This is a genomic window from Gulosibacter massiliensis (genome assembly GCF_900626105.1).
In the GTDB taxonomy this organism is placed as follows: Bacteria; Actinomycetota; Actinomycetes; order Actinomycetales; family Microbacteriaceae; genus Gulosibacter; species Gulosibacter sediminis.
In genome coordinates this window covers 290,210-316,169 of record NZ_UYZX01000001.1, presented here as the reverse complement: position 1 = coordinate 316,169, position 25,960 = coordinate 290,210, and the positions used below count along the sequence as shown (strand labels likewise).

25 protein-coding genes and 1 pseudogene are annotated in these 25,960 nt (G+C 66.7%); 9 read left to right on the top strand and 17 right to left on the bottom strand.

The genetic code is table 11. From position 1 onward, the window contains the following. The first annotated feature begins 3 nt into the window (after positions 1 to 3). On the top strand, positions 4 to 693 hold the full coding sequence (locus EJL01_RS01545) for a coenzyme F420-0:L-glutamate ligase (RefSeq protein ID WP_125105967.1): 690 nt from the start codon (positions 4 to 6) through the stop codon (positions 691 to 693). On the opposite strand, the gene EJL01_RS01540 is transcribed toward EJL01_RS01545, so the two are convergent. Beyond that, positions 680 to 1,675 carry a sugar-transfer associated ATP-grasp domain-containing protein gene (locus EJL01_RS01540; RefSeq protein ID WP_164509685.1) on the bottom strand — a complete coding sequence of 332 codons (996 nt, stop codon included), beginning with the start codon at positions 1,673 to 1,675 and terminating at the stop codon, positions 680 to 682. The two genes, EJL01_RS01545 and EJL01_RS01540, sit on opposite strands and share 14 nt — an antisense overlap. Before the next feature lie 147 nt (positions 1,676 to 1,822). On the opposite strand from EJL01_RS01540, the gene EJL01_RS01535 reads away from it, so the two are divergent. Beyond that, positions 1,823 to 3,907, top strand: coding sequence for a DNA gyrase/topoisomerase IV subunit B (locus EJL01_RS01535; RefSeq protein ID WP_125105965.1), 2,085 nt, complete (start codon positions 1,823 to 1,825; stop codon positions 3,905 to 3,907). Between the two features lie 137 nt (positions 3,908 to 4,044). Here the strand turns inward: EJL01_RS01535 and EJL01_RS01530 are convergent, their stop codons facing one another. Both EJL01_RS01530 and EJL01_RS01525 read right to left on the bottom strand, forming a co-directional pair. After that, on the bottom strand, positions 4,045 to 5,550 hold the full coding sequence (locus tag EJL01_RS01530; RefSeq protein ID WP_241209069.1) for a S1C family serine protease: 1,506 nt from the start codon (positions 5,548 to 5,550) through the stop codon (positions 4,045 to 4,047). Positions 5,551 to 5,562: 12 nt separating this feature from the next. Next, complete coding sequence (locus EJL01_RS01525) at positions 5,563 to 6,504, bottom strand: DUF4031 domain-containing protein (protein WP_125105964.1); 942 nt, start codon at positions 6,502 to 6,504, stop codon at positions 5,563 to 5,565. A gap of 22 nt (positions 6,505 to 6,526) precedes the next feature. On the opposite strand from EJL01_RS01525, the gene EJL01_RS01520 reads away from it, so the two are divergent. The 3 genes from EJL01_RS01520 to EJL01_RS01515 all read left to right on the top strand — a co-directional run bounded on the left by EJL01_RS01520 (position 6,527) and on the right by EJL01_RS01515 (position 8,067). Next, on the top strand, positions 6,527 to 7,234 hold the full coding sequence (locus EJL01_RS01520) for a M50 family metallopeptidase (protein WP_125105963.1): 708 nt from the start codon (positions 6,527 to 6,529) through the stop codon (positions 7,232 to 7,234). A gap of 154 nt (positions 7,235 to 7,388) precedes the next feature. Next, positions 7,389 to 7,568: a hypothetical protein gene (locus tag EJL01_RS12900; protein WP_164509684.1), complete on the top strand. Its 180-nt coding sequence runs from the start codon at positions 7,389 to 7,391 to the stop codon at positions 7,566 to 7,568. 73 nt (positions 7,569 to 7,641) lie between these two features. Then, positions 7,642 to 8,067 carry an SRPBCC family protein gene (locus EJL01_RS01515; RefSeq protein ID WP_164509683.1) on the top strand — a complete coding sequence of 142 codons (426 nt, stop codon included), beginning with the start codon at positions 7,642 to 7,644 and terminating at the stop codon, positions 8,065 to 8,067. A 12-nt stretch (positions 8,068 to 8,079) separates the two neighbouring features. Here EJL01_RS01515 and EJL01_RS01510 read toward each other — a convergent pair whose 3' ends face one another. Further along, the gene (locus tag EJL01_RS01510; RefSeq protein WP_125105961.1) at positions 8,080 to 8,856 is read right to left on the bottom strand and encodes an SDR family oxidoreductase; all 777 of its coding nucleotides are present in this window, start codon (positions 8,854 to 8,856) and stop codon (positions 8,080 to 8,082) included. Between the two features lie 18 nt (positions 8,857 to 8,874). Here EJL01_RS01510 and EJL01_RS01505 point away from each other — a divergent pair, with 18 nt between their 5' ends. Both EJL01_RS01505 and EJL01_RS01500 read left to right on the top strand, forming a co-directional pair. Continuing rightward, positions 8,875 to 9,627, top strand: a complete 753-nt coding sequence (locus EJL01_RS01505; RefSeq protein ID WP_125105960.1) for a glycerophosphodiester phosphodiesterase family protein — start codon at positions 8,875 to 8,877, stop codon at positions 9,625 to 9,627. A gap of 58 nt (positions 9,628 to 9,685) precedes the next feature. After that, positions 9,686 to 10,030 (top strand): annotated as a pseudogene (locus EJL01_RS01500) (RNA polymerase-binding protein RbpA); the annotation flags it as partial. Positions 10,031 to 10,223: 193 nt separating this feature from the next. On the opposite strand, the gene lnt reads toward EJL01_RS01500, so the two are convergent. The 4 genes from lnt to tatA all read right to left on the bottom strand — a co-directional run bounded on the left by lnt (position 10,224) and on the right by tatA (position 15,288). Continuing rightward, on the bottom strand, positions 10,224 to 11,792 hold the full coding sequence (lnt, locus tag EJL01_RS01495) for an apolipoprotein N-acyltransferase (protein WP_125105958.1): 1,569 nt from the start codon (positions 11,790 to 11,792) through the stop codon (positions 10,224 to 10,226). Further along, on the bottom strand, positions 11,789 to 14,191 hold the full coding sequence (locus EJL01_RS01490) for a DEAD/DEAH box helicase (protein WP_125105957.1): 2,403 nt from the start codon (positions 14,189 to 14,191) through the stop codon (positions 11,789 to 11,791). Before EJL01_RS01490 ends, lnt begins: the two co-directional genes overlap by 4 nt. After that, entirely contained in the window at positions 14,188 to 14,943 is a 756-nt protein-coding gene (tatC, locus tag EJL01_RS01485; RefSeq protein WP_125105956.1) for a twin-arginine translocase subunit TatC, read from the bottom strand. Before tatC ends, EJL01_RS01490 begins: the two co-directional genes overlap by 4 nt. A gap of 72 nt (positions 14,944 to 15,015) precedes the next feature. Beyond that, positions 15,016 to 15,288 (bottom strand): Sec-independent protein translocase subunit TatA, encoded by a 273-nt coding sequence (tatA, locus tag EJL01_RS01480; protein ID WP_125105955.1) that lies wholly within the window; start codon positions 15,286 to 15,288, stop codon positions 15,016 to 15,018. Positions 15,289 to 15,344: 56 nt separating this feature from the next. Here tatA and EJL01_RS01475 point away from each other — a divergent pair, with 56 nt between their 5' ends. Next, complete coding sequence (locus tag EJL01_RS01475) at positions 15,345 to 15,632, top strand: hypothetical protein (protein WP_164509682.1); 288 nt, start codon at positions 15,345 to 15,347, stop codon at positions 15,630 to 15,632. Positions 15,633 to 15,683: 51 nt separating this feature from the next. Here EJL01_RS01475 and EJL01_RS01470 read toward each other — a convergent pair whose 3' ends face one another. Genes EJL01_RS01470 through EJL01_RS01445 form a run of 6 tightly spaced genes read right to left on the bottom strand, consistent with a single transcriptional unit; the run spans position 15,684 to position 21,264 of the window. Then, a complete protein-coding gene (locus EJL01_RS01470) occupies positions 15,684 to 16,658 on the bottom strand; it encodes a helix-turn-helix transcriptional regulator (RefSeq protein WP_125105953.1) in 975 nt (324 codons plus the stop codon). Further along, positions 16,655 to 17,596 (bottom strand): helix-turn-helix transcriptional regulator, encoded by a 942-nt coding sequence (locus tag EJL01_RS01465; RefSeq protein WP_164509681.1) that lies wholly within the window; start codon positions 17,594 to 17,596, stop codon positions 16,655 to 16,657. Before EJL01_RS01465 ends, EJL01_RS01470 begins: the two co-directional genes overlap by 4 nt. 59 nt (positions 17,597 to 17,655) lie before the next feature. After that, positions 17,656 to 18,618 carry an FKBP-type peptidyl-prolyl cis-trans isomerase gene (locus EJL01_RS01460; protein ID WP_125105951.1) on the bottom strand — a complete coding sequence of 321 codons (963 nt, stop codon included), beginning with the start codon at positions 18,616 to 18,618 and terminating at the stop codon, positions 17,656 to 17,658. Further along, positions 18,618 to 19,538 (bottom strand): FKBP-type peptidyl-prolyl cis-trans isomerase, encoded by a 921-nt coding sequence (locus tag EJL01_RS01455; protein WP_125105950.1) that lies wholly within the window; start codon positions 19,536 to 19,538, stop codon positions 18,618 to 18,620. The genes EJL01_RS01460 and EJL01_RS01455 overlap by 1 nt, the downstream gene beginning before the upstream one ends. Then, positions 19,535 to 20,581 carry a tRNA (adenine-N1)-methyltransferase gene (locus EJL01_RS01450; RefSeq protein ID WP_125105949.1) on the bottom strand — a complete coding sequence of 349 codons (1,047 nt, stop codon included), beginning with the start codon at positions 20,579 to 20,581 and terminating at the stop codon, positions 19,535 to 19,537. Before EJL01_RS01450 ends, EJL01_RS01455 begins: the two co-directional genes overlap by 4 nt. Then, positions 20,578 to 21,264 (bottom strand): HAD family hydrolase, encoded by a 687-nt coding sequence (locus EJL01_RS01445; protein WP_125105948.1) that lies wholly within the window; start codon positions 21,262 to 21,264, stop codon positions 20,578 to 20,580. The genes EJL01_RS01450 and EJL01_RS01445 overlap by 4 nt, the downstream gene beginning before the upstream one ends. A gap of 76 nt (positions 21,265 to 21,340) precedes the next feature. Between EJL01_RS01445 and EJL01_RS01440 the strand changes: the two genes are divergently transcribed. Beyond that, positions 21,341 to 22,342, top strand: a complete 1,002-nt coding sequence (locus tag EJL01_RS01440; RefSeq protein ID WP_125105947.1) for a proteasome assembly chaperone family protein — start codon at positions 21,341 to 21,343, stop codon at positions 22,340 to 22,342. Positions 22,343 to 22,376: 34 nt separating this feature from the next. On the opposite strand, the gene mshC is transcribed toward EJL01_RS01440, so the two are convergent. From mshC to EJL01_RS01425, 3 genes are all read right to left on the bottom strand, one after another. Further along, positions 22,377 to 23,621: a cysteine--1-D-myo-inosityl 2-amino-2-deoxy-alpha-D-glucopyranoside ligase gene (mshC, locus tag EJL01_RS01435; RefSeq protein WP_125107350.1), complete on the bottom strand. Its 1,245-nt coding sequence runs from the start codon at positions 23,619 to 23,621 to the stop codon at positions 22,377 to 22,379. Positions 23,622 to 23,657: 36 nt separating this feature from the next. Next, a complete protein-coding gene (locus EJL01_RS01430; protein ID WP_125105946.1) occupies positions 23,658 to 24,506 on the bottom strand; it encodes an undecaprenyl-diphosphate phosphatase in 849 nt (282 codons plus the stop codon). Between the two features lie 84 nt (positions 24,507 to 24,590). Continuing rightward, positions 24,591 to 25,907, bottom strand: a complete 1,317-nt coding sequence (locus EJL01_RS01425; protein WP_125105945.1) for a M20/M25/M40 family metallo-hydrolase — start codon at positions 25,905 to 25,907, stop codon at positions 24,591 to 24,593. Positions 25,908 to 25,960: the final 53 nt, after the last annotated feature.

Below are 25,960 nucleotides of genomic sequence, written 5' to 3'. Positions count from 1 at the left end.
CGTATGCAGGCGAATGATGGCAAGGCCCTGACCTCGACGGTCGACGGCACCGAATACCACCGCATCCCGATCAAGACTCGCGTGGTCATGCCGGGTGACGACCTCCACGAGGTCGTGCGCACGTACGCCGCCGACGAGGTGCAGGACGGCGACGTGCTGTTCATCACCGAGAAGATCGTGGCGATCACCCAGGGACGTTCGATGTTGACCGGCGACATCAAGCCGCGCCCGCTCGCGAACTTCCTCGCCAAGTACGTCACCAAGACGCCCTACGGCATCGGCCTCGGCATGCCCGAGACCATGGAAATGGCGCTGCGCGAATGCGGTACCCCGCGCATCCTGCTCGCCTCGGGTGTCGCCGCGGTGACCAAGGCGTTCGGCCGTTCGGGCGACTTTTACCGGGTTGCCGGCGAGAAGGCCCGCGCGATCGACGGCCCGACCAAGAACACGATTCCTCCGTACAACGAGTCCGTCGTGCTCGGCCCGAAGGACCCAATGCGCGTTGCTCGCGACATCAAGATCCTGCTGGGCAACAAGGTCGATGTGCTCGTTGTCGATATCAACGACATTGGCGGCAACATCCTCGGCACGACGCTCGAGCGAGAGCAGAACGACACGTTCGTGCGCATCCTCAGCGACAACCCGCTGGGTCAGGGTCACCAGTCGACCCCGATGGGGATTATTCGCCGATAACCGCTCGGTAGCGCGGGAGCAGGCCCCGCCGCACACCCGACACCGAAGGCTTCGCCTGGAAGACACCGGTGTTGTAGTTGCCCTCGATCAGCACGGGACGATCCGGCGCGATCGCGACGTCCCAACCGACGTAGGGCACCTCCGGGATGCGGCGGGCGGCTGCCGCCACCAGTTCGAGCGCGCGCTCGAAGTGTGGCACCTCGAAGCCGACGATCGGCACGCCACTGAGCGGGTGGATCGAGTGGATCGCGTTGTTGTCGTCGAAGGCGGGGCACTGCGCGATGCCGGCCTCGTCGAGCATGGTGTACATGCCGCCGCCAGAGAAGTTGTCGACGTCGCCGCCCGCGCCGATGCGCAGCGCGACGGCAATCACGCCGACGCGGTCGCCGTTGTTGAACGTGACGATGCGCATGGTGTTCACGCTCGACTCGTTGAGCGCCACGAGGTGGGGGTGCTGCACGAGGAACTCCTCGAGCAGAAACTGCCGGTTGCTCATCCGAATCTTGCGGAAGCGCGCGAGGTCAGTGCCAATGTCGTCCGGGCGCACGCGCTCGATTCCCTTGCCACCGAGCGAATCGGGCACCTTCGCCATGAGGTTCGGGTGCCGCTCGACGAAGTCTGCGAGTTGCGCATCGCTCGCGGTGCGCACGTCGAGCCACTCGCGGCCGAGGAGGTCGTCGAACTCGACATTGAAGTTCGACTTGTCGGCCAGCCGCAGGTTCGCCTGCTTATCGGTGTTGAAGCGGCGCGCGTAGTGGTCCGACTTCGGATGCGTCATGAACGTCGTGCGTTCGGCCTTCGACAGAATCGCGAAGTCCCAGTCTTGGTAGTCCTGGAACGCACACTCGTACTTCGCGGCCGACCAGAACATGTCGAGGGCGACGCCGATGCGCGGCTTGCGGAAGTTCTTCGAGATGTCACCGGCGAGTTGCCACACGCGCGGCAGATTGAGTGCCTTCACCCGCCCTACGAGATAGTTCACACGCAGCTTGTTCGCGGATGCACCAGGCACAAAATCCTCTTCCGTCGGCGACACAGTGGCTTCGATGCTACCGCGACAGCGGTGCGCCTTGCCGCCTGACTGCCCGGCAGTCGATAGGATTCAAGCTTGGACTAGGAGGTTCCGGTCATGGCGCAGGCGTATTCGGCTGAAGATCTGCAGGTACTCGAGGGGCTCGAGGCGGTGCGGAAGCGACCCGGTATGTATATCGGTTCGACCGATTCACGCGGGCTCATGCACTGCTTGTGGGAGATCATTGACAACTCGGTCGACGAGGCGCTCGGCGGCCACGGCGCGAGGATCGACATCATCCTTCACCAGGACGGCTCCGTCGAGGTTCGCGACGAGGGTCGCGGTGTGCCGATCGACATCGAGCCACGCACTGGCTGGACCGGCGTGCAGGTGGTTTACACGAAGCTGCACGCGGGCGGCAAGTTTGGCTCGACCAACTACGGCGCCGCTGGTGGTCTGCACGGCGTTGGCGCATCCGTCGTCAACGCGCTATCGAGCCGGCTCGACGTCGAGGTCGATCGTGGTGGCAAGACCTACGCCATGAGCTTCCAGCGCGGCCACGCCGGAGTCTTCGCCGATTCCGGCGAGCCCTCGCCCGAATCGGCCTTCACCGAGCAGCCCGGCCACGCCGAGTTGCGAGTGGTCGGCAAGGTGGGCAAAAACGTCACGGGTACGCGGGTGCGGTACTGGGCCGACCCGCAGGTGTTTGTGCGCGACGCCGCGTTCCAGCTCGAGCAGCTGCGCGACCGCGCCCGCCAGACGGCGTTCCTCGTGCCGGGCCTCGAGATCCGTCTTTCCGACGAGCGCGACCCGCAGGCCATCGAGCAGGAGTCATTCAAGTACGACGGCGGCATCTCGGAGTTCGTCGAGTACCTCGCGCCCGACGCGGCCCTCACCGACATCTGGCGGATGGAGGGGGAGGGGCACTACCGCGAAACCGTTCCCGTGCTCGACGACAAGACGGGCCACATGGTCTCGCGCGAGGTCGAGCGCCGCATGGAGGTCGACCTCGCCCTGCGGTGGGGCGCCGGTTACGACACCGTCGAACGCAGCTTCGTCAACATCATCGCGACGCCGAAGGGGGGCTCGCACGTGAGCGGCTTCGAGGCAGGCCTGCTCAAGGTCGTTCGCGACGAAGTCACGAAGAACGCGCGCAAGCTCAAGGTCGGCAACGACAAGCTCGACAAGGATGACATCCTCGCAGGCCTCACCGCCGTCGTGACCGTGCGCATCCCTGAGCCGCAGTTCGAGGGTCAGACCAAGGAGGTGCTCGGCACCCCGCAGGCGCGCAACATCGTGCAGAAGACGATCGTCGACGGCATGAAGGAGCGCTTCGGCTCGACGAAGCGGCAGGACAAAACCGAGGCGTCGATGCTGCTCGAGAAGATCGTCACCGAGATGAAGAGCCGCATCGCGGCGCGCGCCCACAAAGAGACGCAGCGCCGCAAGACCGCGCTCGAGAACTCTTCCCTGCCCGCGAAGCTCGTCGACTGCCGCACGAACGAGGTCGAGCGCTCCGAGCTGTTCATCGTCGAGGGTGACTCGGCGCTCGGTACCGCGAAGCCTGCCCGCGACTCCGAATATCAGGCGCTCTTCCCGATTCGAGGCAAGATCCTCAATGTGCAGAAGGCCTCGCTCGCCGACATGTTGAAGAATGCCGAATGCGCCAACATCATTCAGGTGCTCGGCGCGGGATCAGGTCGCTCATTCGACCTCGACCAGGCACGGTACGGCAAGGTCATCATCATGTCCGACGCGGACGTCGACGGCGCGCACATCCGCACGCTGCTGCTCACGCTGTTCTTCCGCTACATGCGCCCGATGCTCGAGGCCGGTCGCGTCTACGCCGCTGTGCCGCCGCTGCACCGAGTGGTCGTCATGAACGCCGGCAAGAAGCCGAACGAGACCATCTACACGTACAGCGAGAAGGAGCTCCAGGCGCTGCTGAAGAAGCTCGAGCGCTCGGGCAAAAAGTATCAAGACCCCATTCAGCGCTACAAGGGCCTCGGCGAGATGGACGAGGACCAGCTCTGGGATACGACCATGAACCCGCAGCACCGCCTGCTGCGGCGCATGAACCTCAAGGATGCGGCCGAAGCCGAGCGGATCTTCGAGGTGCTCATGGGCAACGAGGTCGCCCCGCGTCGCGAGTTCATCGTCGACGGTGCCGAGCACGTCGTTCCCGAGCTCATCGACGCCTAGGCTGCCCCGCGCATCCGCCTTCTCCCTGGCCGCTGATGCGGTTTTCTACGATTGACGCGCCTACAACCGCGGCATTCGTAGAAAACCGCATCGCTGGGAACGCACGATTGACGCAGCCGCCGCCCGACCCACGAGAACTAGCCGTTGAGGCTGGGGGAGACGCCGAGCTTCACGTCGATGTCGATCTGCTTCCCGTCACGGATGACCGTCAGCGTCGCGGTGTCGCCTGCCTTGAGCGTGCGCACGGTGCCGACGAGGCTCGATGAACTCGAGATGTCCTGACCGTTCACCGCGATGATGAGGTCGCCCTTCTTGACGCCCGCATCGTCCGACGGACCGTCGGCGGTCACTTCCTGCACCTCGGCGCCGAGCACCGTGCTGCCGTCCAACTCGGCCTGACCGTCGGTATTCGCGGTACCGAGCCACGCGTGCTCAACCTCGCCCGTGTCGATGAGCTGCTGCGCCACGTTCTGCACGAGCACGGTCGGAATCGCGAAGCCAATGCCGATGCTGCCCGACGTGCCCGACGAGTCCGTGCCAAGGGTCGCGATCGACGAGTTGATGCCGACGAGCTGGCCCGTCGCGTCGACGAGCGCACCACCCGAGTTACCCGGGTTGAGCGCGGCCGAGGTCTGAATCGCATTGGTGACGACGGCGTTGCCGCTCACCTCGCCGGTGTTCACCGGGCGGTTCAACGCCGAGACAATGCCGGTCGTGTACGAGCCTGAGAGGCCGAGGGGCGACCCTATCGCCATGACACCGTCGCCGACCTCAAGCGCGGTTGAGTCACCCACCGTCATTGGCACGAGTGTGTCGGGCGCATCGGTGACCTGAATCACCGCGAGGTCGGTCGCCGGGTCGGTGCCGAGCACGGTCGCCTGGTAGCCGCGGTTGCCGATCGTGACGGTGACGGCAGAGTCGCCAGAGGCCCCCTCGACGACGTGATTGTTCGTGACGATGTGGCCCTCGCCATCCCAGACGACGCCCGAGCCCTGGCTCGTGCCCTGTGACGTCTCCACCTGAATCGAAACGACCGAGTTTTCAAGTTCGGCCGCCACGGCAGTCCAGTTCGTATCGTTCGCATCCGCCTGCACGACCGTGCCGGAGGAGGACGTGTTGATGCCGCCACCCGCGGGCAGCAACGCCCACGTGCCTACGGCGCTACCCGCACCGACGATGAGTGCAGTAGCCGCTGCGACGCCGATGACACCGCCGGTGCTCAGGCCGCGCTTCTTCGCGGGCTTCGCCGACGACGAATCCGCGGCTGCTCCTGCTGGCTGATATTCCGGATGCATGGTCGCCGCGAGCGTCCGCCCACCAGGAACCTGCTGCGTCGGCGTGCTCGAAAACTGCTGGGTCGGCGCGTCGGCCTGGTTCGGTCCCGCCGCCTGCTCGCCGGGCGCCAGGGGGATGCCGTAATTCACCTGCGTCGTCGGCGCGGGCTCTGCTGCGGCAGGAGCGGGCTGCTCAAACTGCGTCATCGGCGCGTCCTGCGCACCCGCGGCGGGGGAGCCGCCGGAGGGGGAGTAGCCCGCACCCGAGTCGGTGCTCGAGGGTGCGGTACCTGGGGTATTGGGGGCGCCAAGCGGCGGAAGCGAGGGCATGTGACCGTGCTGCTTGGCTCCGGGCTGTTCTTCGGACATGAAGGAATCCAATCACCGCAAGGCTGAGCGTTCTGCGGAAAGTTGTCGAATTTCAGTGGTGAGGTTCATGCGAGCACGCTGATCCCAGAGCTTGGATGCGCTCGGGGTATGAAATAGTTCCCGCCGCGCCAGAAAGTCCTGCAGAATGTGCAGTCGCCCCTCGACGAAGTCGGCCGCCGACACGTGCGCGTACTCGCGACGAATTCCCCCGACATACGCGCGGTACCGGGCATCTGGCGCCGCGAGAATCGCGAGGTCGGCGTCGCGGAGCAGTCCCGCCGCATCCTCATCACCGGGTTCGAGCACCGCCCCAACTACGGCGCTCGGGTCGGTGCTGAGAATCAGCCGAGCAACCTGATCGGCCACCATCGACCCCTGGCCAAGCGCCAGCAATTCGGCACGTGCCAGCTCGGCCGAAGCACGCTCGTCGGCACCCGGCGCGCCTTCGTACACGGCGTCGTGGTACCAGGCGGCAAGCAGCGTCGCACGGGGCACCTCTGCGCCGGATGCCCAGAGCAGGTCGAGGTGGAGGAGCACGTCATGCAGATGTTCGGCGTCGTGATAGCCGCGGTGCGGCTCCTGCCAGCGCGTGAGGAGCCGCTCGCCAGCATCCGCCCAGGCGGGGGAGCCGTGACCAAGCTCTGCCCACCACGCGCGCAGCTCGGCCAGCCGGGCCCGCGGCCGCTGCGCATCCCGCTGCGCCTGGGGGATGCGCAGCCCCGAGGCTTCGAGACGACGCACGAGTTCGTGCCCGGTCACGGCCACCGCGCCCGCCGTGACGAGCCCGGGGAGTTCGTCTTCGCGCACGTCGTAGTGGTCGAGGTCGAAGCGCCGCCGCGCGAGCCGTTGGCTGTGGGCGAACGCGTGCAGTTCGGCGAGGGAGTGGTCAGACACGAGGTGCGCCCAGCGCAGGCCGTGGGCCGGCCAGCGCGCGGGATCTACGAGAATTGTCACCTGGCAGACGATAATTGCCCATATGGAAGATCTGCCGTGGCTTGACTCAATTGTGTCGCGAATTGTGCCACCCGAGACCGCGCCGAGCATCGATGCGACCGTGTTGTGGTGGGTGCTTGCCGCGGCACTCGTCGCCTGCGCCGTGCCGGTCGTCTGGCTGCGCGTGCGGCTCGGCGTCACGCTCGTGCACGAGCTCGGGCACGCATTCGTCGGCGTGATGGTCGGCCGCAAGTTCAACGGCTTCGTGCTGCGCGGCGACATGTCAGGCGCAGCGGTGACGCAGGGCAAGCCCAGGGGATTCGGCAGGGTAGCGACGACCTGGGCGGGGTATCCGGCGCCCGCGATCCTCGGCGCGGCCCTCGCGTGGTTCGTCGGCCGAGGATGGGCCGCGCCGACCGTGACGCTGCTCATGCTGCTGCTCGCGATCGCGATGATCCGCGTACGGTCGTGGCTCACCGCGGGTGTCACCTTGATCTCGCTCGCTGGTTTCGCAGCGCTCTGGTGGTGGCGCGACGACGAGATTCAGTCGCTCGTGCTCATTGCCATTGCGATCGTTCTCGTCGTTGGGGCCTGGCGACACCTCGGCGCCGTCGTGGCGCAGCCGAGCACGAGCAGCGACCCGGGCGTACTGACGCAACTCACGCGGGTGCCGGCGTTGCTGTGGAACCTCAGTTTCGCCGTCGTGTGCTGCCTCGCAACGTGGGGAGTGGCGCAGTTCTTCCTGCCGTAGTTCGCGAGCGGAGCCAACTTCGCGATAATGACATAATGTGCATTATCGGATAACGCCACGCTTGCCGCGGTGCACCGAGGATCCCCAGGCATCGCGTAGTATTACACGCAGTGGCTCCGGCCCTTCTAGCTCGCCAACCTTAGGGAGAAACGCATTGAACGCGCTCATCGCCATCTTCAGCATCCTCGTCTTCGTTGCAGGACTCTGGTGCTACGGCCTCGCGTTCCAGATGCCGACCGACACGCTGTCGCTGCTCGTGTTCATTCTCGGCGTCCTGCTCAACACGCTCGCGTTCTTCATTCCCTGGCAGATCGTCGGCCACGGCCGAAAGTAACAACTTCATAACAGCCGCAATTGCGCCCTTGGTTCCACCGAATCAGGGGCGTTCTGCTTATCAGGAGGACCGCGTGGCCTACACGCCTTCGCTCGACATTTCGGTGCGCTTCACTGCGCCGGTCGAGCGTGTCTGGGATGCGATCGTCGATCGCAACGAGTTCGCGACTTGGTGGCCCGATGGCGGCCACATCGAAGCCCGCAAGGGCGGCGAGCTCAAGCTGACCACGCCGCGCCCAAAGAAAAAGCGCGACCGGATGCTCACCGGCAAGGTGGTGAGCGTCGAGCCCTACGCGAAGATCGTGATCGAGGTCAACGCGCAGCCGCGCGACCGCGACACACGCCTGACGCTGCTCTTCAGCCAGCTCAAGCACAAGTCACGCCTACGCCTCATCGAGGAGGGCTCCGACAGCCCGGCCTCCGGTGTCATCCTGCAGGAAGCCCGCGAAGGATGGCGCGAGGTGCTTGCCGAACTCGACAAGCACCTCGCGGAAAAGTAGTTCGCCGCGTCGCTATTCGACGCCAAAGCTCGACACGTCACCGACGAGTCGAAGGTGGTCGGCGGGCACGGGCTCGAAGGCCGCGGCAGCCACCTCGGCGGCAAATTCGGCCACGTTATAGAGTTTGCCAGCCTCCTCGCGGCGTGCCTCGATGGCACCCGGGTTAAGTCGGTTGAGCAGCGTCGCGGTGATCGTGCCCTCGATCATGTCGCCCGAGACGATGACGAACCCGATGCCATCGGCCTCAAGGGACGGCACGAGCTCCAGCAGGGCGTCCTCCCCCGCGCGCTTCGACTGCGCGACGGCCTCGTACTCGGGCATCGTCTCGGTCGTGCGGATGAAGTGGGCCTGGTGGCTCGTGACGAAGACGACGCGCGAGCCGGCGCCGAGCAGCGGGCGAGCCGCGTTGAGGGTGTTCACCTGGGCGTCACGGTTGAGGCGCAGGGCATAGTTCTCGCCAAGGTTCGCCTCCATGCCGCCGGATGCATTGAGCACGAGCACGTCGAGACCGCCGTAGGTTTCGCCGATCGTGGCCATCATTGCGGCCAGGCTGGCGTCGTCGGTAAGGTCGGCGGCGACGGCGATCGCGGTGCCACCGGCCTCCTCGATTTCCTGGACGAGCTTGTCGGCGCGAGCGGCCTTGTTGCGGTAGTTCACGACGACCTTGGCGCCGGCATCGGCGAAGTAGCGGATCGTGTCGGCACCCACGCCACGGGACGAGCCAGTGACGAGCACGCGCTTACCGGCGAGCGAGCCGGGCGCAAACGGATTCAGCGATGAGTCAACCATGCAGGTAATTCTAGTGGGGTGACGTACTTTGATCCGCCCGGCCCCCGCATCCTTGCCCATCGTGGGCTCGCACTCACTGCCCCCGAGAACACCATCGCGGCGTTCGAGGCAGCGTCCGAGGTCGGCGTCACACACATCGAGACCGACGCGCACGTCACGGCCGACGGCAGCGCAGTGCTCTGGCACGACCCGACGCTCGCCCGCTGGAATGGCGAGGACACCCCGATCATCGACCTCAGCGCTGCCCAGCTCGACGAACGACAAGTCGAGGGCCACCGCATCCCGACCCTCGTTGCCACGCTGTCCGAACTGCCCCGACTCCACTTCAACATCGATGTGAAGACCCCGACGGCCGCGCGAGCGGTCATTCGGGCGGTGGATGCCGCCCACGCGTTCGACCGCGTGCTGCTCACGTCGTTTCACGAACGAACGGCAGGGATGCTTCGGTCACTCGCGCCCGCGGCCACCCAGGGTGCGCCAACCGAGCGAGTCACACTGGCCCTCGCAGGAATACGCCTGCGCTCTCGGGCGTTGGTATCGAGAACGCTGGCACCGGTCGATGCGGTGCAACTGCCCTGGCGTGCAGCAGGAATTGACCTCGTGACTCCCCCGCGCCTCGCCTGGTGGCACCGGTACGTGCGCGAGGTGCACGTGTGGACAATCAACGACGCGAGCGAGCAGCTCGAGCTACTTCGTCGGGGCGTGGATGGCATCGTGACCGACCGACCCGACATCGGTATGCGCGTGCTCAGGGAATACCTGGCAGAATAGAGATTTGGCATATGCGCGTTGCGCGCTCACGCCAGTCGAAGACCACGAAAGGAACCCAATGGCAGATCGTAGCCTGCGAGGGATGCGCCTTGGTGCGCAGAGCCTGCAAAGTGACGAGGGCGTGGTGCTCGTCGATCACCAGCTCCGCACGTACCAGACCGAGGACGGCGAGCGCTTTGTGGTGACCTTTGCCGCCGACGCCGAGGCACCGCAGGTGTGGCCGTCGCCGAAGACTGGCGTCGAGGGCCGCCTGCTCGACACCGAGGGCGACATTGTGCCCTACGACGCTCCCGAGGCGAAGGCACAGCGCACCCACTGGGACATGCTGCTCGAGCGTCGCACCGTTGAAGACCTCGAAGAGGTGCTGCAGATTCGCCTCGACTACCTGCGTGAGCGCCGCGGCACCAACACCGCGCGCCGCGAGCCAACCGCGGGCCTGCCGCAGAACGCCGCGGACGCGCCCGAGATTGAGATCGAGGGTCGCGCGAAGGCACAGACGGCTGCCGAAAAGGAAGCCGCCGCGAAGGAAGCCAAGAAGAAGAAGCCGGCCGCGCCGAAGAAGAAGAAGTAGCGACCGCGGGCGCCGCGGGCAAGCGCTAGTCTCGCCGTCGCGGCGCCGCGACCACGATCGCAAGGCCGACTCCACCTGCCAGCAGATCGATCGCGTCACCGAAGACGGTCGCGGGGGTCTCCCCCACACCCGTCGTCACCTCGGCAACAAATGCGCCGGGCTCGTACCAATCGAGCCCGGCGATTTGCGTTCCATCCGCCGCGAATGCGGCGCTCCAGCCCACCGTCGACGCCTGCACGAGCGGTCGACCCGACTCGACCGCACGCAGGCGCGCCGTCGCGAGCTGCTGCGCGGACTCCTCGCTGTAGCCAAAGTCGGCGTTGTTCGTGGGCGCGAGCAGCACCCCGGCGTCGCCGGCGACGGCCTCACGCACGAGATGATCGTCGACGATGTCGTAGCAGATGAACACGCCGTACCGCGTGCCATCGATGTCAAGCACGTTCGACCGGATGCCGGGCGTGTACTCACGCTGAATCATGCCGATGAGGTCGGGCGCGAGCGCCTCGAAGACCTCGCGGTCGGGCACATACTCGCCGAACGGAATCGGGTGCGCCTTGTCGTACTGCTCCCCCGCCTCGCCGTCGTGCCACACGATTTGCGAGTTGAAGTACTGGGTGTCGGGGTCGTCCCAGTCGCCCGTCATCGTCACGGTGTTCATGAGCACGGGGGCACCCGCGCGCTGCTCGACATAGCTGATCAAGTCTGCCGAATACGAGTTCAGCAGCGGGCTCACGTCGACCGAACCCTCGGGCCAGAGCACGAGGTCGACCTGCCCCGCCTTCTCGAGGGCATCGAGGGTCACCTGGGCGTGCGACTCAAGAATTTCGCCCGGGTCTGACGGGATGAAGTAGCTCGCCCCGGGGGTATCCCCTTGCACCGCGAGGATGCGCACGGTCTCGCCCTGCTGCGTGGGCCAGAGCGGCCACACGAGTAGCGCGGCACCCGCCGCGGCCACGCCGGTGAACTGGGCCGCGCGGCGAAGTACGAACCCGGCCCGCGGGCGCGGCGAGACCTGCGCATCCCGAGGGTGCAGCACGACCTCGATCGTGAACGCAACAAACCACACGACGACAAACGCGACGCCAGCGAACCCGACCCAAGACACCAGCTCGAGCAGCGGCGAATTCGACTGTGACTGCGCAATTCTGCCCCACGCGAAGCCGCCGTAAGGCACGTTCGACGCGAGCGTCTCGCGCAGGGTCCACAGGCTCGCCACCGCGACTGGCAGCGCGCCAAGCGAGCGCGGGCGGCCGGTACGCAGCGGAAGACGCCGGTACGCGACGGCGATCGCGATCGACCCGAGCATCCACCACAACGCCATGAGGGCCGAAAGCGCGGCCCACGGCACGGGCCCGAGGAACAGCGAGGTCCACGAGACGTGCATGAGGTAGAACGCGAGGCCGCCGAGGAAACCCAGGTACGCCGCGATGCCCGGCCGCTGCCCACGGATCGCGAGCAGGTTCAGCGCGACGCCGATCGGCGCCGCCCACCACCAGGCTCGCTCTGGGAACGAGAGCGTCAACGCAAATGCGCCCGCGAACATGGCGGCGAGCGCGGCGATGAACGGGAGCGGCTGGGGAGCTGCGGGCCTCATGACTCGTTGCCCGAATAGGCGACGATACCGCGGTGGATAAGCTGGCGGGCCTGGTCGGCGTTGCTCGCGATTCGTCCTCCCGCGGCCTTGCCGACCTGGTCGAGCACGTCGAGCACCTGGCGCACCTGCCGCACGAAGTCACCAGCGGCGAGGTCGGTGCGCTCGAGGACGCGGTCGAGCGGCACGCCACTCGCCCAGCGGTACATCGCCGGCGCAAGGCCCGTCGCAAGTTCCGAAGTGCGCGGCACGCGGTGCAGCTGCTCGAGTTCGTCGAGCTCGACCCAGAGCTCCTGCATCCGCTCGAGCGCGGGGCGAAACTCGCCCTTCGGCATGTGCCCCATCTGCGGGTTCTCTTCTTCTCGTCGCGGCTCGTAGGTCAAGCAGCTCGCAATCGCGGCGAGCTGGGCCGGGTCGAGGCCGAGCCAAACCTCGCGGCGCAGGCACTCGGCGGTGAGCAGGTCGCGCTCGCCGTAGATGCGCTGCAGCATACGCCCGGTGCCGGTCACCTCGAGCTGGTCGCCCTCGCCCGCGCGGAGATAGCCGCGCTGCAGCAGCAGCTCGGTCAGGCGATCAAAGGTCCGGGCAACAGCGCCGGTGCGGTGCTCGATATCGCGCACGAGGCGGTCGGTCTCGCGCTCGAGTCGCCAGTAGCGTTCGGCCCAACGGGCGTGATCCTCGCGCTCGCGGCAGTCGTGGCAGGGGTGGTGCTGGAGTTCCTTGCGCAGCGCATCCAGACGCTTGCGTCGCTCCTCTCGCGCGCCATGGCTGCCGGGGTCGTGTGCGTGAATCTTCTGCTTCTCGACGTCGCTGAGCTGCCGGCGCAGCGCGGAGTACTCGAGGAAATCGCCCTTGTCGCAGCGCATCGCCTCGAGGTAGCCCTCGAGTGCTTCGCGCTGCTGCCGCACGGTGCGCGCGATATCGACCACCGAGCGGTCGGCCTGGAACTGCGCAAACGAGGTCTCGAGCAGCTGCCGCGTGCGGTCACGCCCGAAGCGGTCGAGCAAGTTGACAGTCATGTTGTACGTCGGGCGGAAAGACGAGTTGAGCGGATACGAACGGCGGGATGCGAGGGCCGCGATCGCCTCGGGCTGCACGCCATCGCGCCAGAGCACAACGGCGTGGCCCTCGTGGTCGATACCGCGGCGACCGGCCCGGCCGGTGAGCTGCGTGTACTCGCCCGGCGTGATCGGCACCCGCGAGACTCCGTTGAACTTTTCGAGCCGTTCGAGCACGACGGTGCGCGCCGGCATGTTGATGCCGAGAGCGAGCGTCTCGGTCGCGAAGACCACCTTCAGCAGGCGGCGCTGGAACAGCTCCTCGACGATTTCCTTCCACGCCGGGAGCAGCCCGGCGTGGTGGGCGGCCACGCCGCGTTCGAGCCCGTCGCGCCACTTCCAGAAACCGAGCACGGCGAGATCCTCGTCGAGCATGTTCCGCGTGCGCTCCTCGACAATCTCGCGAATCTCCTCGCGCTCCGCGCGCGTGTTGAGGTTGATACCCCAACCCGTGACTTGGTTGACCGCGTCATCGCAGCCGGCCCTCGAGAAAATGAAGAAGATCGCCGGCAGCAGCGCGGCATCGTCGAGCATGTTGACGACGGCGCCTCGATCGACGCGCATGTTGCGCGGCCCACGGCCACCCTTGCCTCGCCCCTGCCGCTCCCCCTTCGTCACGCGCACGAGCTCAGGATTGACCTGGTCAGTGATGCGGTCGTTCTTCGTGCGGAAAAGGTCGAACATCCGCGAGCCCACGAGTACGTGTTGGTAGAGCGGCGTCGGTCGAACCTCCGAGACGATGACCTCGGTGTCGCCGCGCACGGCCTGCAACCAGTCACCGAACTCCTCGGCGTTCGAAACCGTCGCCGACAGCGAGATCATGCGCACCTCACTCGGCAGGTGAATGATCACCTCTTCCCACACCGCGCCGCGGAAGCGGTCGGCGAGGTAGTGCACCTCATCCATCACGACAAACGCCAGGTCATCGAGCAGCTCGCTGCCCGCGTAGATCATGTTGCGCAGCACCTCGGTGGTCATCACCACGATGCGGGCGCGCGAGTTGATGTTGACGTCGCCCGTCAGCAGCCCCACTTCGCTCGCGCCGTAGTCGGCCACGAGCTCCTGGAACTTTTGGTTCGACAGCGCCTTGATCGGCGTCGTGTAGAAGATCTTTGCGTTCGGGTCGCGCATCGCGAGAAACACCGCGAACTCGGCGACGACGGTCTTTCCCGCGCCCGTCGGGGCAGCCACGAGCACCGAGCTGCCCCGGTCGAGGGCCTCGCACGCCGAGAGCTGGAAGGCGTCGAGGCCGAACCGCTGCAGGTCACGAAAAAGCTCGAGATTCGGATGCGCGGCTCGCGCAGTTGCGCGGGCGTACCGCTCGGCAGGGCTCGAATCGGTCATGCGTCCAGCGTAGCCGCCGCTTCCGCAGCATCGCGCTTACGACGCCGACGATCGTTCAGGAGCGAAATTCCGACCGCGAGGAAGTAGAGCACCACCATCGGCACCATGAGCAACAGCATCGAGAGCACGTCGGCCGCCGGTGTCGCGATGGCACCGAACAGGGCACAGATGAGGACGGCAACGCGCCACGCTTTGAGGATGGCGCGACCCTCCAGCACCCCGGCGAAGTTGAGCATGACGAGCAACACCGGCACGACGAACGCGATGCCCACGGCGAGGCAGAGCGTGAGCACGAACGAGTAGTAGGTCTTCGCGTCGTACCAGATCGTGTCCTCGGTCGGCGCGAACGTCGCCATGACCTCGATGATGCGGGGCATGATGATGATGCCGAGTACGACGCCTGCGAGGAACAACGGGATCGCGGCGCCGAGGAAGCCCAGCACGTACTTCCGCTCGCCCTTGCGCAGCCCCGGCATGAGGAACATCCAGGCTTCGTAGAGCCACACGGGCGAGGCGATGACGACGCCGAGGGTCAGCGCCATCTGCAGGCGCAGGTCGAACGCGGTCGTGACGTTGCCGAAGTTGATCGACACTCCCCCGCCGCGCGACTCATTCAGAGCGTCGATCGGCTGGCGCAGCACCTCGAAGGCGGCGTCGGTGAGTAGGAAACCGCCCACCATCGCCACGATGATGGCGACGGCACAGATGAGGAAGCGATTTCGAAACTCAATCAGGTGGTCCGCAAGGCGCATACGGCCCTGCGGATTCACCTTCCGCGAGTACTTCTCCCGCTTCCGCTTTTGTTGTTGCGGAGCGGTCATGGGCTATCTCGGCGAAGCGCCCGTGGTGTCGGTGTCGTCGGTGCGCGGCGCCTGGCTCGTGTTGTCGACCGTGCCGGGCTGTGGTTCGACAGCCGGCGTGTCGGCGCTCTTCGTCTTCGAGTCTTTGTCTTCGTCGTTCATCGTGCGTACTTCACCACGGAAGATTCGCATCGACTCGCCCAGGCTGCGGGCAAGTTTCGGCAGGCGGGGCGCGCCGAAGAGCAGCAGGATGATGACGAGGATGATGACCAGGTGCCATCCGGAGAGGTTCGGCATAGGGGCTATCCCTTCTTGGGGTGGTGAATCAGGTGGGCGTACTGCAGGGGGTCGGCATGGGTCAGTGCGCGGCCGCGTGCAACGCGCGCCTCCCGCCGCTCGAGCGCACGCGCTCGGCGCAGTTCCCGTTGCTGTTCGTGGTGGTCGCGAACTTCGTCGCTGTGCCGGCCAAATGCGATCGGTTGTCGCGCGGCGACCGCCTCTCGTTCGCGCAGTTCGACGGCTTCCTCCGCAAGGCGGGCCGCCTCCTGCTGCACGAGCTCGAGGCGATCGAGCTCGTGCAAGGCGGCACGCGCCTTCCGGAAGAGCCAAATCGCGCCGACGGCAAGCACGGCAATGAGTAGGGCGACGAGCCCCACCCAAATCACTACCCACGACCACCACGGCATAGTCAGCTAGCTTACGTTGTCACCCTGATCGCCCGCGGCAATCAGCGCACCACGAAGCCAGTCGGCGACGAGTTTACGGACATCGCTTGGCCCCGTGACGACAAAACCGCCCGCGTGCTCGGCGGCGAGCCGCGCCGCAACTTCGGGCCCGCGCAGGCGGAGATCCGCGCGAATCCAACCATCGGGGCCGATTTCAGGCACCTTCGCGGTGCCGAAATACGGTCTGATCGCCGCGACCGCGCCGGCGCGAATCGCGACGCTGACGGTCAGCAGCGATTTTCCCGTGACCTCGAGGGCGCGGTCGCGCTCCGCCTCACTGTGGGGTTCGGCAGGGGTGTCGAGCAGCTCAATGTCGAAGATGCGGTCGCTCCGGAACCACCGAAGCGCCTGCCGTAAGTGGCAGTACGTGTTGAGGTAGATGAGCCCGCTGCGAGACTCGAGTCGCAGCGGGTCAACGATCCGCTCTTCGGGTGCCGACGATGACTCGCCGATGTAGCGCATGCGCAGCTGGCGTCCCGAATCGATTGCTTGGCGGATGAGCTCGAGCTGCGGATCGCGGTTCGACGGGGCCTCCGTCGTCGTGGCGCCGCGAAGCTTCGCCTGGAGCTCATTGATGCGAGTGGCGTCGCTTATTGTCGCGGTCTCCCGCAGCACGTCGAGTCCCGTAAGCACGAGGGTGAGCTCGTCGGCGTTGAAGCTCCGAGGCGCGCCGTCCACGGGTACGCTCGTCAGCTTGACCCACGGCTCCTCCGCCTCCAGCCCGTCCGCGTCGAAGTCGAACATTCGCGACGGATCGACTTGGCCATCACTGTCATACAGTTCGAGCGACCAGACGTAGTCGATCAGTGCGCGCATGCGGGTCGGCGTTTGCCGGAAGGTCGCGGCGAGCTCGCCCAGGTCAAAGCCGTAAGGATGCTCGCGCAGCAGGTCGACGAGTGACGAGACGAGCAGCACATCGTTCGCGTTGGCTGCGGCGGTCATACGGATTGCCCCTCGTGCAGTTCAAGGGCACGCCGCAGGCGGTCCCGCACGCCCTCACGAATAGTCTTCGGCGACTCCACCACCAGAAGGTGGGCGAGCCCGGCAAACTCATCGCTCAGCACGCCGAGGTCCCAGTCGAAGACGTCGAACGTGACCCACTCGTCCGTGCGGCAAAGCTCGGTGCCGCGGCCGCGCATCCTCGCCTCGGCCTCGGTGCCCGCACGCGCCCGCACCCGCACGGGGCGCTCAGCGGCAAGCGCATCGAGCTTTGCCTCAAGGCCTGGCTCGGCCGTATGGGAAGCGTCGGCAGCGCCCGCGATACGAATCTCAGAAACGATGCGGTTCACGAGATAGGTGCGGTGCGCGTCACGCTCGACGTCCCAGGCGTGCAGCAACCATCGACCCGACTTTACGATAAGCCGCAGCGGATCCACCGTTCGTGGCCAAGGGTCGCGGCTGTCCTGGTTCACATAGTCGAAGCCGATGCGCTTCGCGTTTGCGATCGCCGAGCGCAGCTGCGCGAACACCGGATGCGTCGACACCTTCGCCGTGGGCTGCGACGCGGCCGCTTCGCCGCCGCTCGCGCCGCTCGGCAGCAGCTTCAGGTAACCGCGGCGCGCATCCTCGTCGAGGCTACGATCGAGCCAGACCTGCGTGGCGGAGTCGATGAGCAGCGTTTCCTGCGCGTCAAGACGCACGACCCCGACCGACGCGGTGCTGCTCTCGAGCTGGTAGCGCCACTGCGCACGGTCGCCCGGGTTCTCGGGGTCGGGCACGGTCTCGACCCGAAAACCGCTCGCTTGGAGCTCGGCACGATCTCGCTCGAATTTCTTCTCGAGTGCGTCGTTGCGCTCACCACCGTTGCGCTCGAGCTGCACGCGATACTCGGGTACCTTGCCGAACAGCTCGTCGCTGGTCAGCGGATGCGCGCTGCTCAAGAGCGCAAGTAGGAGTTGGCTCTGTCGAGCGTGCTGGGGTTTCAGCGGAGCTACCATATTTACACCAGGGCAATGATGTCGGCGACGAACACGAGCGTGCTGCCACCAGGAATCGGACCGTATGTCTCGTCACCGTAACCCAGGTCAGACGGGAACACCGTGACGACGCGCGAGCCCACCTGCTGGCCGACGAGTGCGTCGCGGAAGCCCGCCACGACCATCGAGGTCGGGAATGCTGGCGGCAAGCCGGTCTCCCAGCTCGTGTCGAACACTGAGCCGTCGCTGAGCAGGTAGCCCGTGTACTGCACGATCACCGTATCGCCGTCGGCGACGGTTTCGCCGTCGCCGCGCAAGATGACGGCGGTCTGCTGCTCGCTCGGCTCAGCCGCGTCGGTGCTGATCGTGACATCGGGTTCGCCCTCGCCGTCGGAGACCTCGGCGTACTCGAAGGTCTCGCCGGTTGGCGTGCCGGTGGCGGATGCGCCGGGCGTCACCTTGACGACGTCGGCGACCATGAGCACGGGGTCGCCGGCGTTGCCCTCGCCCGCAACCAGGCTGATCGGCACTGATGCGACGACGCGCGAACCCGCATTGACGCCGACGAAGAGCGGCTCGACAAATGCCGGCAGCTCGGTGTTCGAAAGCTGGGTCGCGGGGCCGAGCGAGCCGTAGGCACTCAGGGCATCGCCGTCCTCGGCGTAGTAGCTCCCGACCACGACCACGACCGTGTCGTCGGCCGTGAGCGGTTCGCCGTCACCCTCGGCCACAACGGTTCGCTGAATGTCTGTTTCTTCGCCGGTCAGCTCGGCCGGTGCGGTGATCTTGACGACCGGTTCCCGCCCAGTCTCACCCGAGACCTCGACGCCGTCGAGACGGTCGCCGCCGTCGACGACCGTCACCTGAGCCGCGGCGTCACTCGAAGCCGACTCGCTCGGCGCCGGGTCGGACGCCCCCGCGCAGCCGGTGAGGCAGAGCGCCACGACGATGGTGAGCGACAGGGCGCTGCGGATTGGCCGGCGCATTACTGCGCTGCCGGTGTGCTGCCGAGCACGTCCATGACCACGACGATCGCGTCGCCGCTGCCGACGGGCACCTGACCGTCGGCGGTGTAGGCCGCGACCGTCGATGCCGGCAGCACGACCACGCGCTGCGAGCCGACCTCAATGCCCTGCAGTTCGGCGGTCGCGCCGAACATGCCGTCATCGGTGTCCCCGACGGTGGTCTGAACGGGGCCCTGACCGCCCCAGGTCGTGCTGATCGTCGAACCCGACGTCCACTCGAACGCTGAGAAATTCATGGTGACCGTGTCGCCCGCGGCGAGCTTCGGCCCGCTGCCCTGGATCGTCGTCGCGCTGCGCAGCTCGGTCGGCGCGACCTCGCTCGGCATGGTTACGCCGGGCGTGCCATCGGGCGCGGTGACGACGGCCGGGATGCCGTTGTGCTGGGGCGCGATGCTGCCGGTCGCGGCCGAGTGGTAGACGCGGTTCACCTTCAGGGTGACCGTCGCCTCCTGCTGCAGCTGCGCCTCGGTCAGCTGAAACTGATCAGGCGAGAAGATCTGCTTCATCTGCATCGTCGCGGTGATCGTTTCACCGCCCTGCGCACACTGGAGCGCATCCTTGACGCCGACCATGCCGTAGTCGTCGAGGATGCCGACGTTAACCGGCGCAGGGTTGCCCTGAGCATCCTGCTGCAGCGATGTCTCGGGGTAGATCTCGGTGCCATCGGAACTCGAGATCGCGAAGGTGAACTCGGCGACGCCGTCACCGTTAATGACGGGGCCGCTGCCACCGCCCTCGCGCTGCGTCTGCACGGAGTCGGCGGGCGCGCACGAACTCACGTTCTCGCTGGCTGGAATCTGGGCGCAGCCGGCGAGCACGGTGCCGGCGAAGATCGTGGTGCCCGCGAGCAAAGCGCGGGTGTGGCGGCGGCGAGCAATCACAGGGAGTCCTGTCCTTCCGTGGCGGTTGGGTCCATTATCTCGTGCGATTCGCGCGTCGCGTGCTCGGCGCCACGTTGGGCGTCGCGGCCGCGCTTGCGGAGGACCTTGTCGCTCACGGTTCGCTCGCCGACCGTGGCTTCGGTCCACGCCTCAGGGTCGCTCGGTGTCCACGCCTCGCGATCGGCGTCAGTGCCCGCCACCTTCGAGGTCTTGCGCTTCTCGGGCAGCGTCGTGCCCGGGGCAAGGCGGCGCGCGGTGAGCAGGAAGCCGGTGTGCGCCACCATGCGGTGGTCTGGCCGCACGGACAGGCCCTCGACATGCCAGCCGCGCACCATCGTCTCGTCGGCTTCGGGCTCCGTGAAGCCGCCGTAGTCGCGAATCGCCTCGGCGACGCGCGATAGCTGTGTCGCAGTGGCCACGTAACACACCAGCACGCCGCCGGGAATCATCGCCTCCGCGACCGCCGGCAGGCATTCCCAGGGCGCGAGCATGTCGAGAATCACCCGGTCGACTGTGCCGGGTTCAAACTCGCGCGGCAGCGCATCCTGCAGGTCGCCGATCGCGATGCGCCAGTTGTCGGGCTCACCCCCATACACGCTCGCGACGTTGCCTCGAGCAACCTCCGCGAACTCCTCCCGGCGCTCGAAACTCACGAGCTCGCCCTGCCCCGCAAGCATCCGCAGGAGCCAAAGCGAGAGCGCACCCGAGCCGACGCCGGCCTCGACCACGCGGGCGCCGGGGCGGATGTCGGCCTTCGCGAGGATCATCGCGGAGTCCTTCGGGTAGATGATCGCGGCGCCGCGGGGCATCGACATGATCACGTCGGTGAGCAGTGGGCGCAGCGCGAGGTACTCCATGCCGCCGGTCGACGTAACAACCGAACCGTCGGGAATGCCGATGATCGCGGCGTGGTCGATCGTGCCGTACTGCGAATGGACCTGTCCGCCCTCAGTGAGCCAAGTGGTCGTAAGTCGACCCTTCGGGTCGGTCAGCTGCACGCGTTCGCCGGCGCGGAAGGGGCCGGACGGTGGCGACTGAATCATTCGGTGGGGACTCCTCGTGTTCGGAAGGTTGAGTAGAGAGCGCGAACCTGCGGCCAGTCAAGGCCGACGAGGCTGTCGCGCCGGATGTAGTCGGGGCTCGGTGGGATGTCGACGCCGTGAGGCACCGCGATGGTGACGCAATCGGCGGCGAGCGCGCCCCGGATGCCGTTCATCGAGTCTTCGATAACGATGCAGTCGGTCACCGCCACACCCAACTCCCCCGCCGCATAAATAAAGGGGTCGGGTTCGGGCTTGCCCGGGCGCACGTCCGAGCTCGTGACCGTCAGCGTGAACTGGCAGCCGGGTAGATGCCGGAGGACCGCATCCGCCAGCGCCCGATTTGAGTTGGTGACGAGAGCCGTCGGTACCCCGTGGTGATTGAGGTCGGCGAGGAGTTCGACGGCGCCGGGTCGCCACTGGATATCGTCGGTGACGCTGTCGCAGACGTCGGCAAAGACCTCGTCGACGATCTCTTCGAACTCGTCGGTCACGCCGAGCGACTGGAACAGGGTTACGACCTGCTCGGAGGATGCGCCGACCAGGTCGATCTCCTGCTGCCGGGTCAGGGTCGGCAAGCCGCGACGGGACAACAGCGCCGACTGCGCCCGAATCCAGTGCGGCTCGGTGTCGGCAAGCGTGCCATCCATGTCCCAGAGGACGGCTACGGGTGCGCGCTCGCTCATAGGAGAACATCCTACCGGCGACCGTCATCGCAACGTCGTAGGCTAGGCGGAACCCAATTTCCTACGGAGAAACCGCGTGACCTCACAGCTTCCCCTGCCGAACTTCGACTCGAACACCCCCTTTGCAGAGGGCAACACCCTAGTGATTGCGCTGCAGGGCTGGAACGACGCCGGCGAGGCGGCAAGCTCGGCAGCGAAGGAACTCCAAGAGCAGCTCAACATCGACCTGCTCGTTGAGCGCTTCGAGTCGGAGGATTTCTTCGACTACAGCGTGGCGCGCCCTCGGGTCGAGTTCGCGGGCGACGGCCGCAAGGTGATCCGCTGGCCGGGCGCGACCCTCGCCGGACCGGTGCGCGGTGGGCGTATCTACACGCTTACTGGCGTCGAACCGAACTTCCGCTGGCGCCGCTACGCGAGCGAGGTCGTAGCTGCAAGCGAGCGCATCGACATTTCGAGCATCGTGCTCGTTGGCGCACTGCTCGCCGACGCACCACACACCCGCGACATCCAGGTGTCGCTGAGCAGCGACGACGAGGGCCCGCAGCACGAGCTCGGCATCGAGGCGTCGTCTTACGAGGGGCCCACGGGAGTCCTTTCGGCCATCGCCGAGGAGGCGCATGGCGCGGGCATCCAAATCGTGTCGATGTGGGCCTCGGTGCCTCACTACGCGCAGACGCCCGAGCTGCCGAACCCGAAGGCGACGCTCTCGCTCGTGAACGAGCTTGCAAAGCTGCTCAAGGTCGACATCAAGTCGGATCACCTGCGCGAGGAAGCCACCACGTGGGAGGAGCGCGTCTCTGAGGCGGTCGAGGCCGATGACGAGCTGCGTGGTTACGTTGAGTATCTCGAGCAGACCCGCGACGTGGTCGACTCGGAGGAGGCGACCGGCGACGCCATCGCCGCCGAGTTTGAGCGCTTTTTGGCCGATGGTCGCAACAATCCCAATCGTGCCGGTGGCCATGCGACGCGCGGCGACACGGGCTCACTGCCCCGCGTTGAGCCCGGCGACTCGAAGAACGGCGGAACCGACGAATCCGGTGCCGAGGGCTCGGACGACGAGGGCGACGGCTCGAAGTAGGCCGCGGCGGTTGGCGCAGCGCGCCTGGAACTACCTAGCTTGCGAGTAGGTCGATGCCCAGCAGCGCATCGACCGCAGCGACGACCTCCATGCCAGGTGTCGCCTCGGCGGCCCAGGCGTCAACCGCGGCGATCGCACCGGCGGTGTCGAGGTCATCGGCGATACGCGCACGCATTTCCGATACGGTTTCGGCACCACCCGAGGTCGCGCGGCCGGCGGCCTCACGCCAGCGCTCGAGGCGCGCCTCGTTCTCGCAGAGTTCGCCCTCGAACCACTCCCAGTCGCTGCGGCGGTGGTGCCCGAGCACGGTGAGCCGCACCGCGGCCGCGTCGCGACCGGCCTGCGTGAGCTTCGAGACGAGCACGAGGTTGCCGAGCGACTTCGACATCTTGGTGCCCTCATACCCGACGAGGCCGGCGTGGGCGAAGTGGCGGGCGAACGGCTCGCCCGTCAGCGCCGTGGCGTGGGCGCAGGTCATTTCGTGGTGCGGGAAACGTAGGTCGCGGCCGCCCGCCTGCACTGTCACCTGGGGACCGAGCTCGCTGGTGGCGATCACGGCGCACTCGACGTGCCAACCCGGGCGACCGGCGCCGACACCAGCATCCCAGCTCGGCTCGCCCTCGCGGTGGGCGCGCCAAAGCAGCGGGTCGAACGGCGAACGCTTGCCGGGGCGATCGGGGTCGCCGCCGAACTCAACGAATGCGCTCGCGAGTTTGTCGGGTGAGAAGTGGCTCATCTCGCCGAGGCCGTACCGACCGGTGGCCTGCACTGCGGCGACGTCGAAGTAGATGTCGTCACCGTCGGCGTCGTTGGTGGGCACGGCGTACCCGAAGCCGTCTGCGACGAGGCGGTCGACCGCCTCCGCAATCTCGTCGACGATGTCCTTGACTCGCACGTACGCGTTCGGCGGAATCACGCGCAGCGCAGCCATGTCGCCCCGGAAGAGGTCGGTTTGCGACTCGGCCAGGTCTTCCCAATCGACGCCGGTCTTCGCCGCCCGCTCGAGCAGCGGATCGTCGACATCGGTGACGTTCTGCGCGTACTCGACCTCGACGCCGGCCTGCGAGAGCGCCCGGATGAGCGTGTCGAACGCGAGATACGTCGCCGCGTGGCCGAGGTGCGTCGCGTCGTAGGGCGTGATGCCGCAGACGTAGAGGCGCACTCGGCCATCCGCATCCGCCTCGAGCGGGAGCACGGCGTCAGCGGCCGTGTCGAACAGCCGAACCGGGGCCGCTTCGCCTTCCAGCTGTGGAACTGCAGGACGCGGCCAAGACTCGATTCGCTTCACCCCGACAGTCTACCGGGGCGCGGCGCGTTAAGCGCTCCCGGCGAGCGGGTCGACGACGCCCGTAATGAGCAGGATGATCAGCAGCGTGCCGAGCGCGATGCGGTAGATCACGAACGGCATGAAGCTGCGGGTCTCGACCCACTTCATCAGGAACTTAATGACTACCCAGCCGACGAGGAACGAGATGACGGTGGCGAGCAGCGTGGCACCCCAGTTGAGCGGTGTGCCGGTGGTTTGGTCTTCAGTGAGCGCGCCAAGTAGCTCATACCCACCCGAGCCGAGCACGGCCGGGATCGCGAGCAGGAATGCGTAGCGTGCGGCCGAGGGACGGTCGTAGCCCATGAGGCGACCCGCGGTAATGGTGCCGCCCGAGCGCGAGACGCCGGGAATCAGCGCGAGCGCCTGGGCAAGACCGTAGAGCAGGCCGTCTTTCCAGTTGAGGTGCTCAAGAGTCTTCGCACGCCGCGAGAGCACGTCGGCGAGACCGAGAATGATGCCGAAGACGATGAGCGAGATCGCGATGATCCAGAGCGAACGGAACTGCGTGCGGATGAGGTCCTGCAGCAGCACACCGAGTAGGACAATCGGCACCGAACCGATGATGATGAGCCAGCCCATGCGCGCGTCGGGGTCGTTGCGCGGCACCTTGCCGGTGAGTGATTGCACCCACTTCGTGATGATGCGCACGATGTCGCGCCAGAAATAGACGACGACGGCGAGCTCGGTGCCGATCTGGATGATGGCGGTGAAGGTCGCACCCGGGTCGTCCATGCCCATCGCGAGGCCCGCGACGCGGATGTGCGCGCTTGAGGAGATCGGCAGGAACTCGGTGAGCCCCTGCACGATGGCGAGAACGATCGCCTCCAACCAGCCCATGTGCGTTGTTCCTTTCGCTCGCCTAATGCCAGCCGTTGATATTACGCCCAGGCTTCCCGAGAAGCCGTGGGAGACGCGCGGTGGCTAGTAGGTGCGCAAGAAGTGCTCGAGCACCTGGCGACCGAAGACGAGTGATTCGAGCGGCACTCGCTCGTCAACGCCGTGGAACATCGCCGGGAAGTTGAGTTCGGCCGGGAGCTGCAGCGGTGCGAAGCCGTAGCCGTTGATGCCGAGTCGGGCGAGCGACTTGTTGTCGGTGCCGGCGGGCAGCAGGTACGGGATGATCTTGGCCTCGGGGTCGTACTCGCGCAGGGATGCGAGACTCGCGTCGACGAGCGGGCCCGTTGAGGGTGCCTGGGCGCCGATTGCCTGCCAGTCGATCTCGACCTCGATGCCCTCGCCGACAATCTCGCGAATCTGCTCGAGCACCGCATCCTCTTCGCCCGGCAGCGGACGCACGTCGATCGCGACCGACGCGGTCTCGGGGATCACGTTGTGCTTGTAGCCGCCATCGAGCATGGTCGGGTTCGCAGTCGTGCGCAGGGAGGCGCGCAACCAGGCCGCCGCGAAGCCGCCACGGAGGGCGAGCTCGTCCGGTGAAACCTGCTCCGCATCCGCGCCGGTGGCCTCGCACAGCGCGGCGATCATCTCGGAGGAGGTCTCGTTGAGCTGCACCGGCCACTCGTGTTCGGTGAGGCGCACGATGGCGCGGGCGAGCTCGGAGATCGAGTTATCGCTCGTCGGCACGACTTTCGAACCGTGGCCGGAGGGGCGGCGCGCACGCAGGCGCAGCCAGATCATGGCCTTCTCGCCGGTCTGTAGTAGGTAGGCCCGCTGGCCGTCGATGTTGATCGAATAGCCGCCGACCTCGCTGATCGCCTCGGTCGCTCCCGCGAAGAGCTCGGGCTTGTTGTCGACCGCCCAGTGGGCGCCGAGCTTGCCGCCGTCTTCCTCGTCGGCAAAGAACGCGACGATCAGTTCGCGCTCCGGCAGCTCGCCCGAGGCGATGATGTTGTCGAGGGCCGTGACGATCATGGCGTCCATGTTCTTCATGTCGACGGCGCCGCGGCCCCAGATGCAGCCGTCGCGCACCTCGGCGGCGAACGGGTCGACGCTCCAGTTGGAGGCGTCGGCCGGCACGACGTCGGTGTGGCCGTGCACGACGAGTGCGGGCTTGTCGGGGTTACGGCCTGGGATGCGCGCCACGACGCTCGTGCGATTCGGCTCGGACTCGAACAGCACCGGCTCGGTGTTCAGCGCGCGGAGGCGCTCGGCGAGGAACCCCGCGGCCTCCCGCTCCCCCGAGCTCTTGCCATTGCCCCAGTTCTGCGTGTCGATGCGGATGAGCTCGCGCGTGAGGCTGACGGTCGGATCGGAAGTAAGCGGGTGTTCCTCAGTCATGAAATCAAGCCTAGGCCGGTGGATGCGCGGGCGGGGCGCGCTTGACGCTGTTT

What these genes read in the sequence shown, in the direction of transcription:
- EJL01_RS01545 (WP_125105967.1), top strand. Translation starts at nt 4, where the DNA reads ATGCAGGCGAATGATGGCAAGGCCCTGACCTCGACGGTCGACGGCACC.
- EJL01_RS01535 (WP_125105965.1), top strand. Translation starts at nt 1,823, where the DNA reads ATGGCGCAGGCGTATTCGGCTGAAGATCTGCAGGTACTCGAGGGGCTC.
- EJL01_RS01530 (WP_241209069.1), bottom strand. Translation starts at nt 5,550, where the DNA reads ATGTCCGAAGAACAGCCCGGAGCCAAGCAGCACGGTCACATGCCCTCG.
- EJL01_RS01520 (WP_125105963.1), top strand. Translation starts at nt 6,527, where the DNA reads ATGGAAGATCTGCCGTGGCTTGACTCAATTGTGTCGCGAATTGTGCCA.
- EJL01_RS01510 (WP_125105961.1), bottom strand. Translation starts at nt 8,856, where the DNA reads ATGGTTGACTCATCGCTGAATCCGTTTGCGCCCGGCTCGCTCGCCGGT.
- lnt (WP_125105958.1), bottom strand. Translation starts at nt 11,792, where the DNA reads ATGAGGCCCGCAGCTCCCCAGCCGCTCCCGTTCATCGCCGCGCTCGCC.
- EJL01_RS01490 (WP_125105957.1), bottom strand. Translation starts at nt 14,191, where the DNA reads ATGACCGATTCGAGCCCTGCCGAGCGGTACGCCCGCGCAACTGCGCGA.
- tatC (WP_125105956.1), bottom strand. Translation starts at nt 14,943, where the DNA reads ATGCGCCTTGCGGACCACCTGATTGAGTTTCGAAATCGCTTCCTCATC.
- tatA (WP_125105955.1), bottom strand. Translation starts at nt 15,288, where the DNA reads ATGCCGAACCTCTCCGGATGGCACCTGGTCATCATCCTCGTCATCATC.
- EJL01_RS01475 (WP_164509682.1), top strand. Translation starts at nt 15,345, where the DNA reads ATGGGTCAGTGCGCGGCCGCGTGCAACGCGCGCCTCCCGCCGCTCGAG.
- EJL01_RS01470 (WP_125105953.1), bottom strand. Translation starts at nt 16,658, where the DNA reads ATGACCGCCGCAGCCAACGCGAACGATGTGCTGCTCGTCTCGTCACTC.
- EJL01_RS01460 (WP_125105951.1), bottom strand. Translation starts at nt 18,618, where the DNA reads ATGCGCCGGCCAATCCGCAGCGCCCTGTCGCTCACCATCGTCGTGGCG.
- EJL01_RS01450 (WP_125105949.1), bottom strand. Translation starts at nt 20,581, where the DNA reads ATGATTCAGTCGCCACCGTCCGGCCCCTTCCGCGCCGGCGAACGCGTG.
- EJL01_RS01445 (WP_125105948.1), bottom strand. Translation starts at nt 21,264, where the DNA reads ATGAGCGAGCGCGCACCCGTAGCCGTCCTCTGGGACATGGATGGCACG.
- EJL01_RS01430 (WP_125105946.1), bottom strand. Translation starts at nt 24,506, where the DNA reads ATGGGCTGGTTGGAGGCGATCGTTCTCGCCATCGTGCAGGGGCTCACC.
- EJL01_RS01425 (WP_125105945.1), bottom strand. Translation starts at nt 25,907, where the DNA reads ATGACTGAGGAACACCCGCTTACTTCCGATCCGACCGTCAGCCTCACG.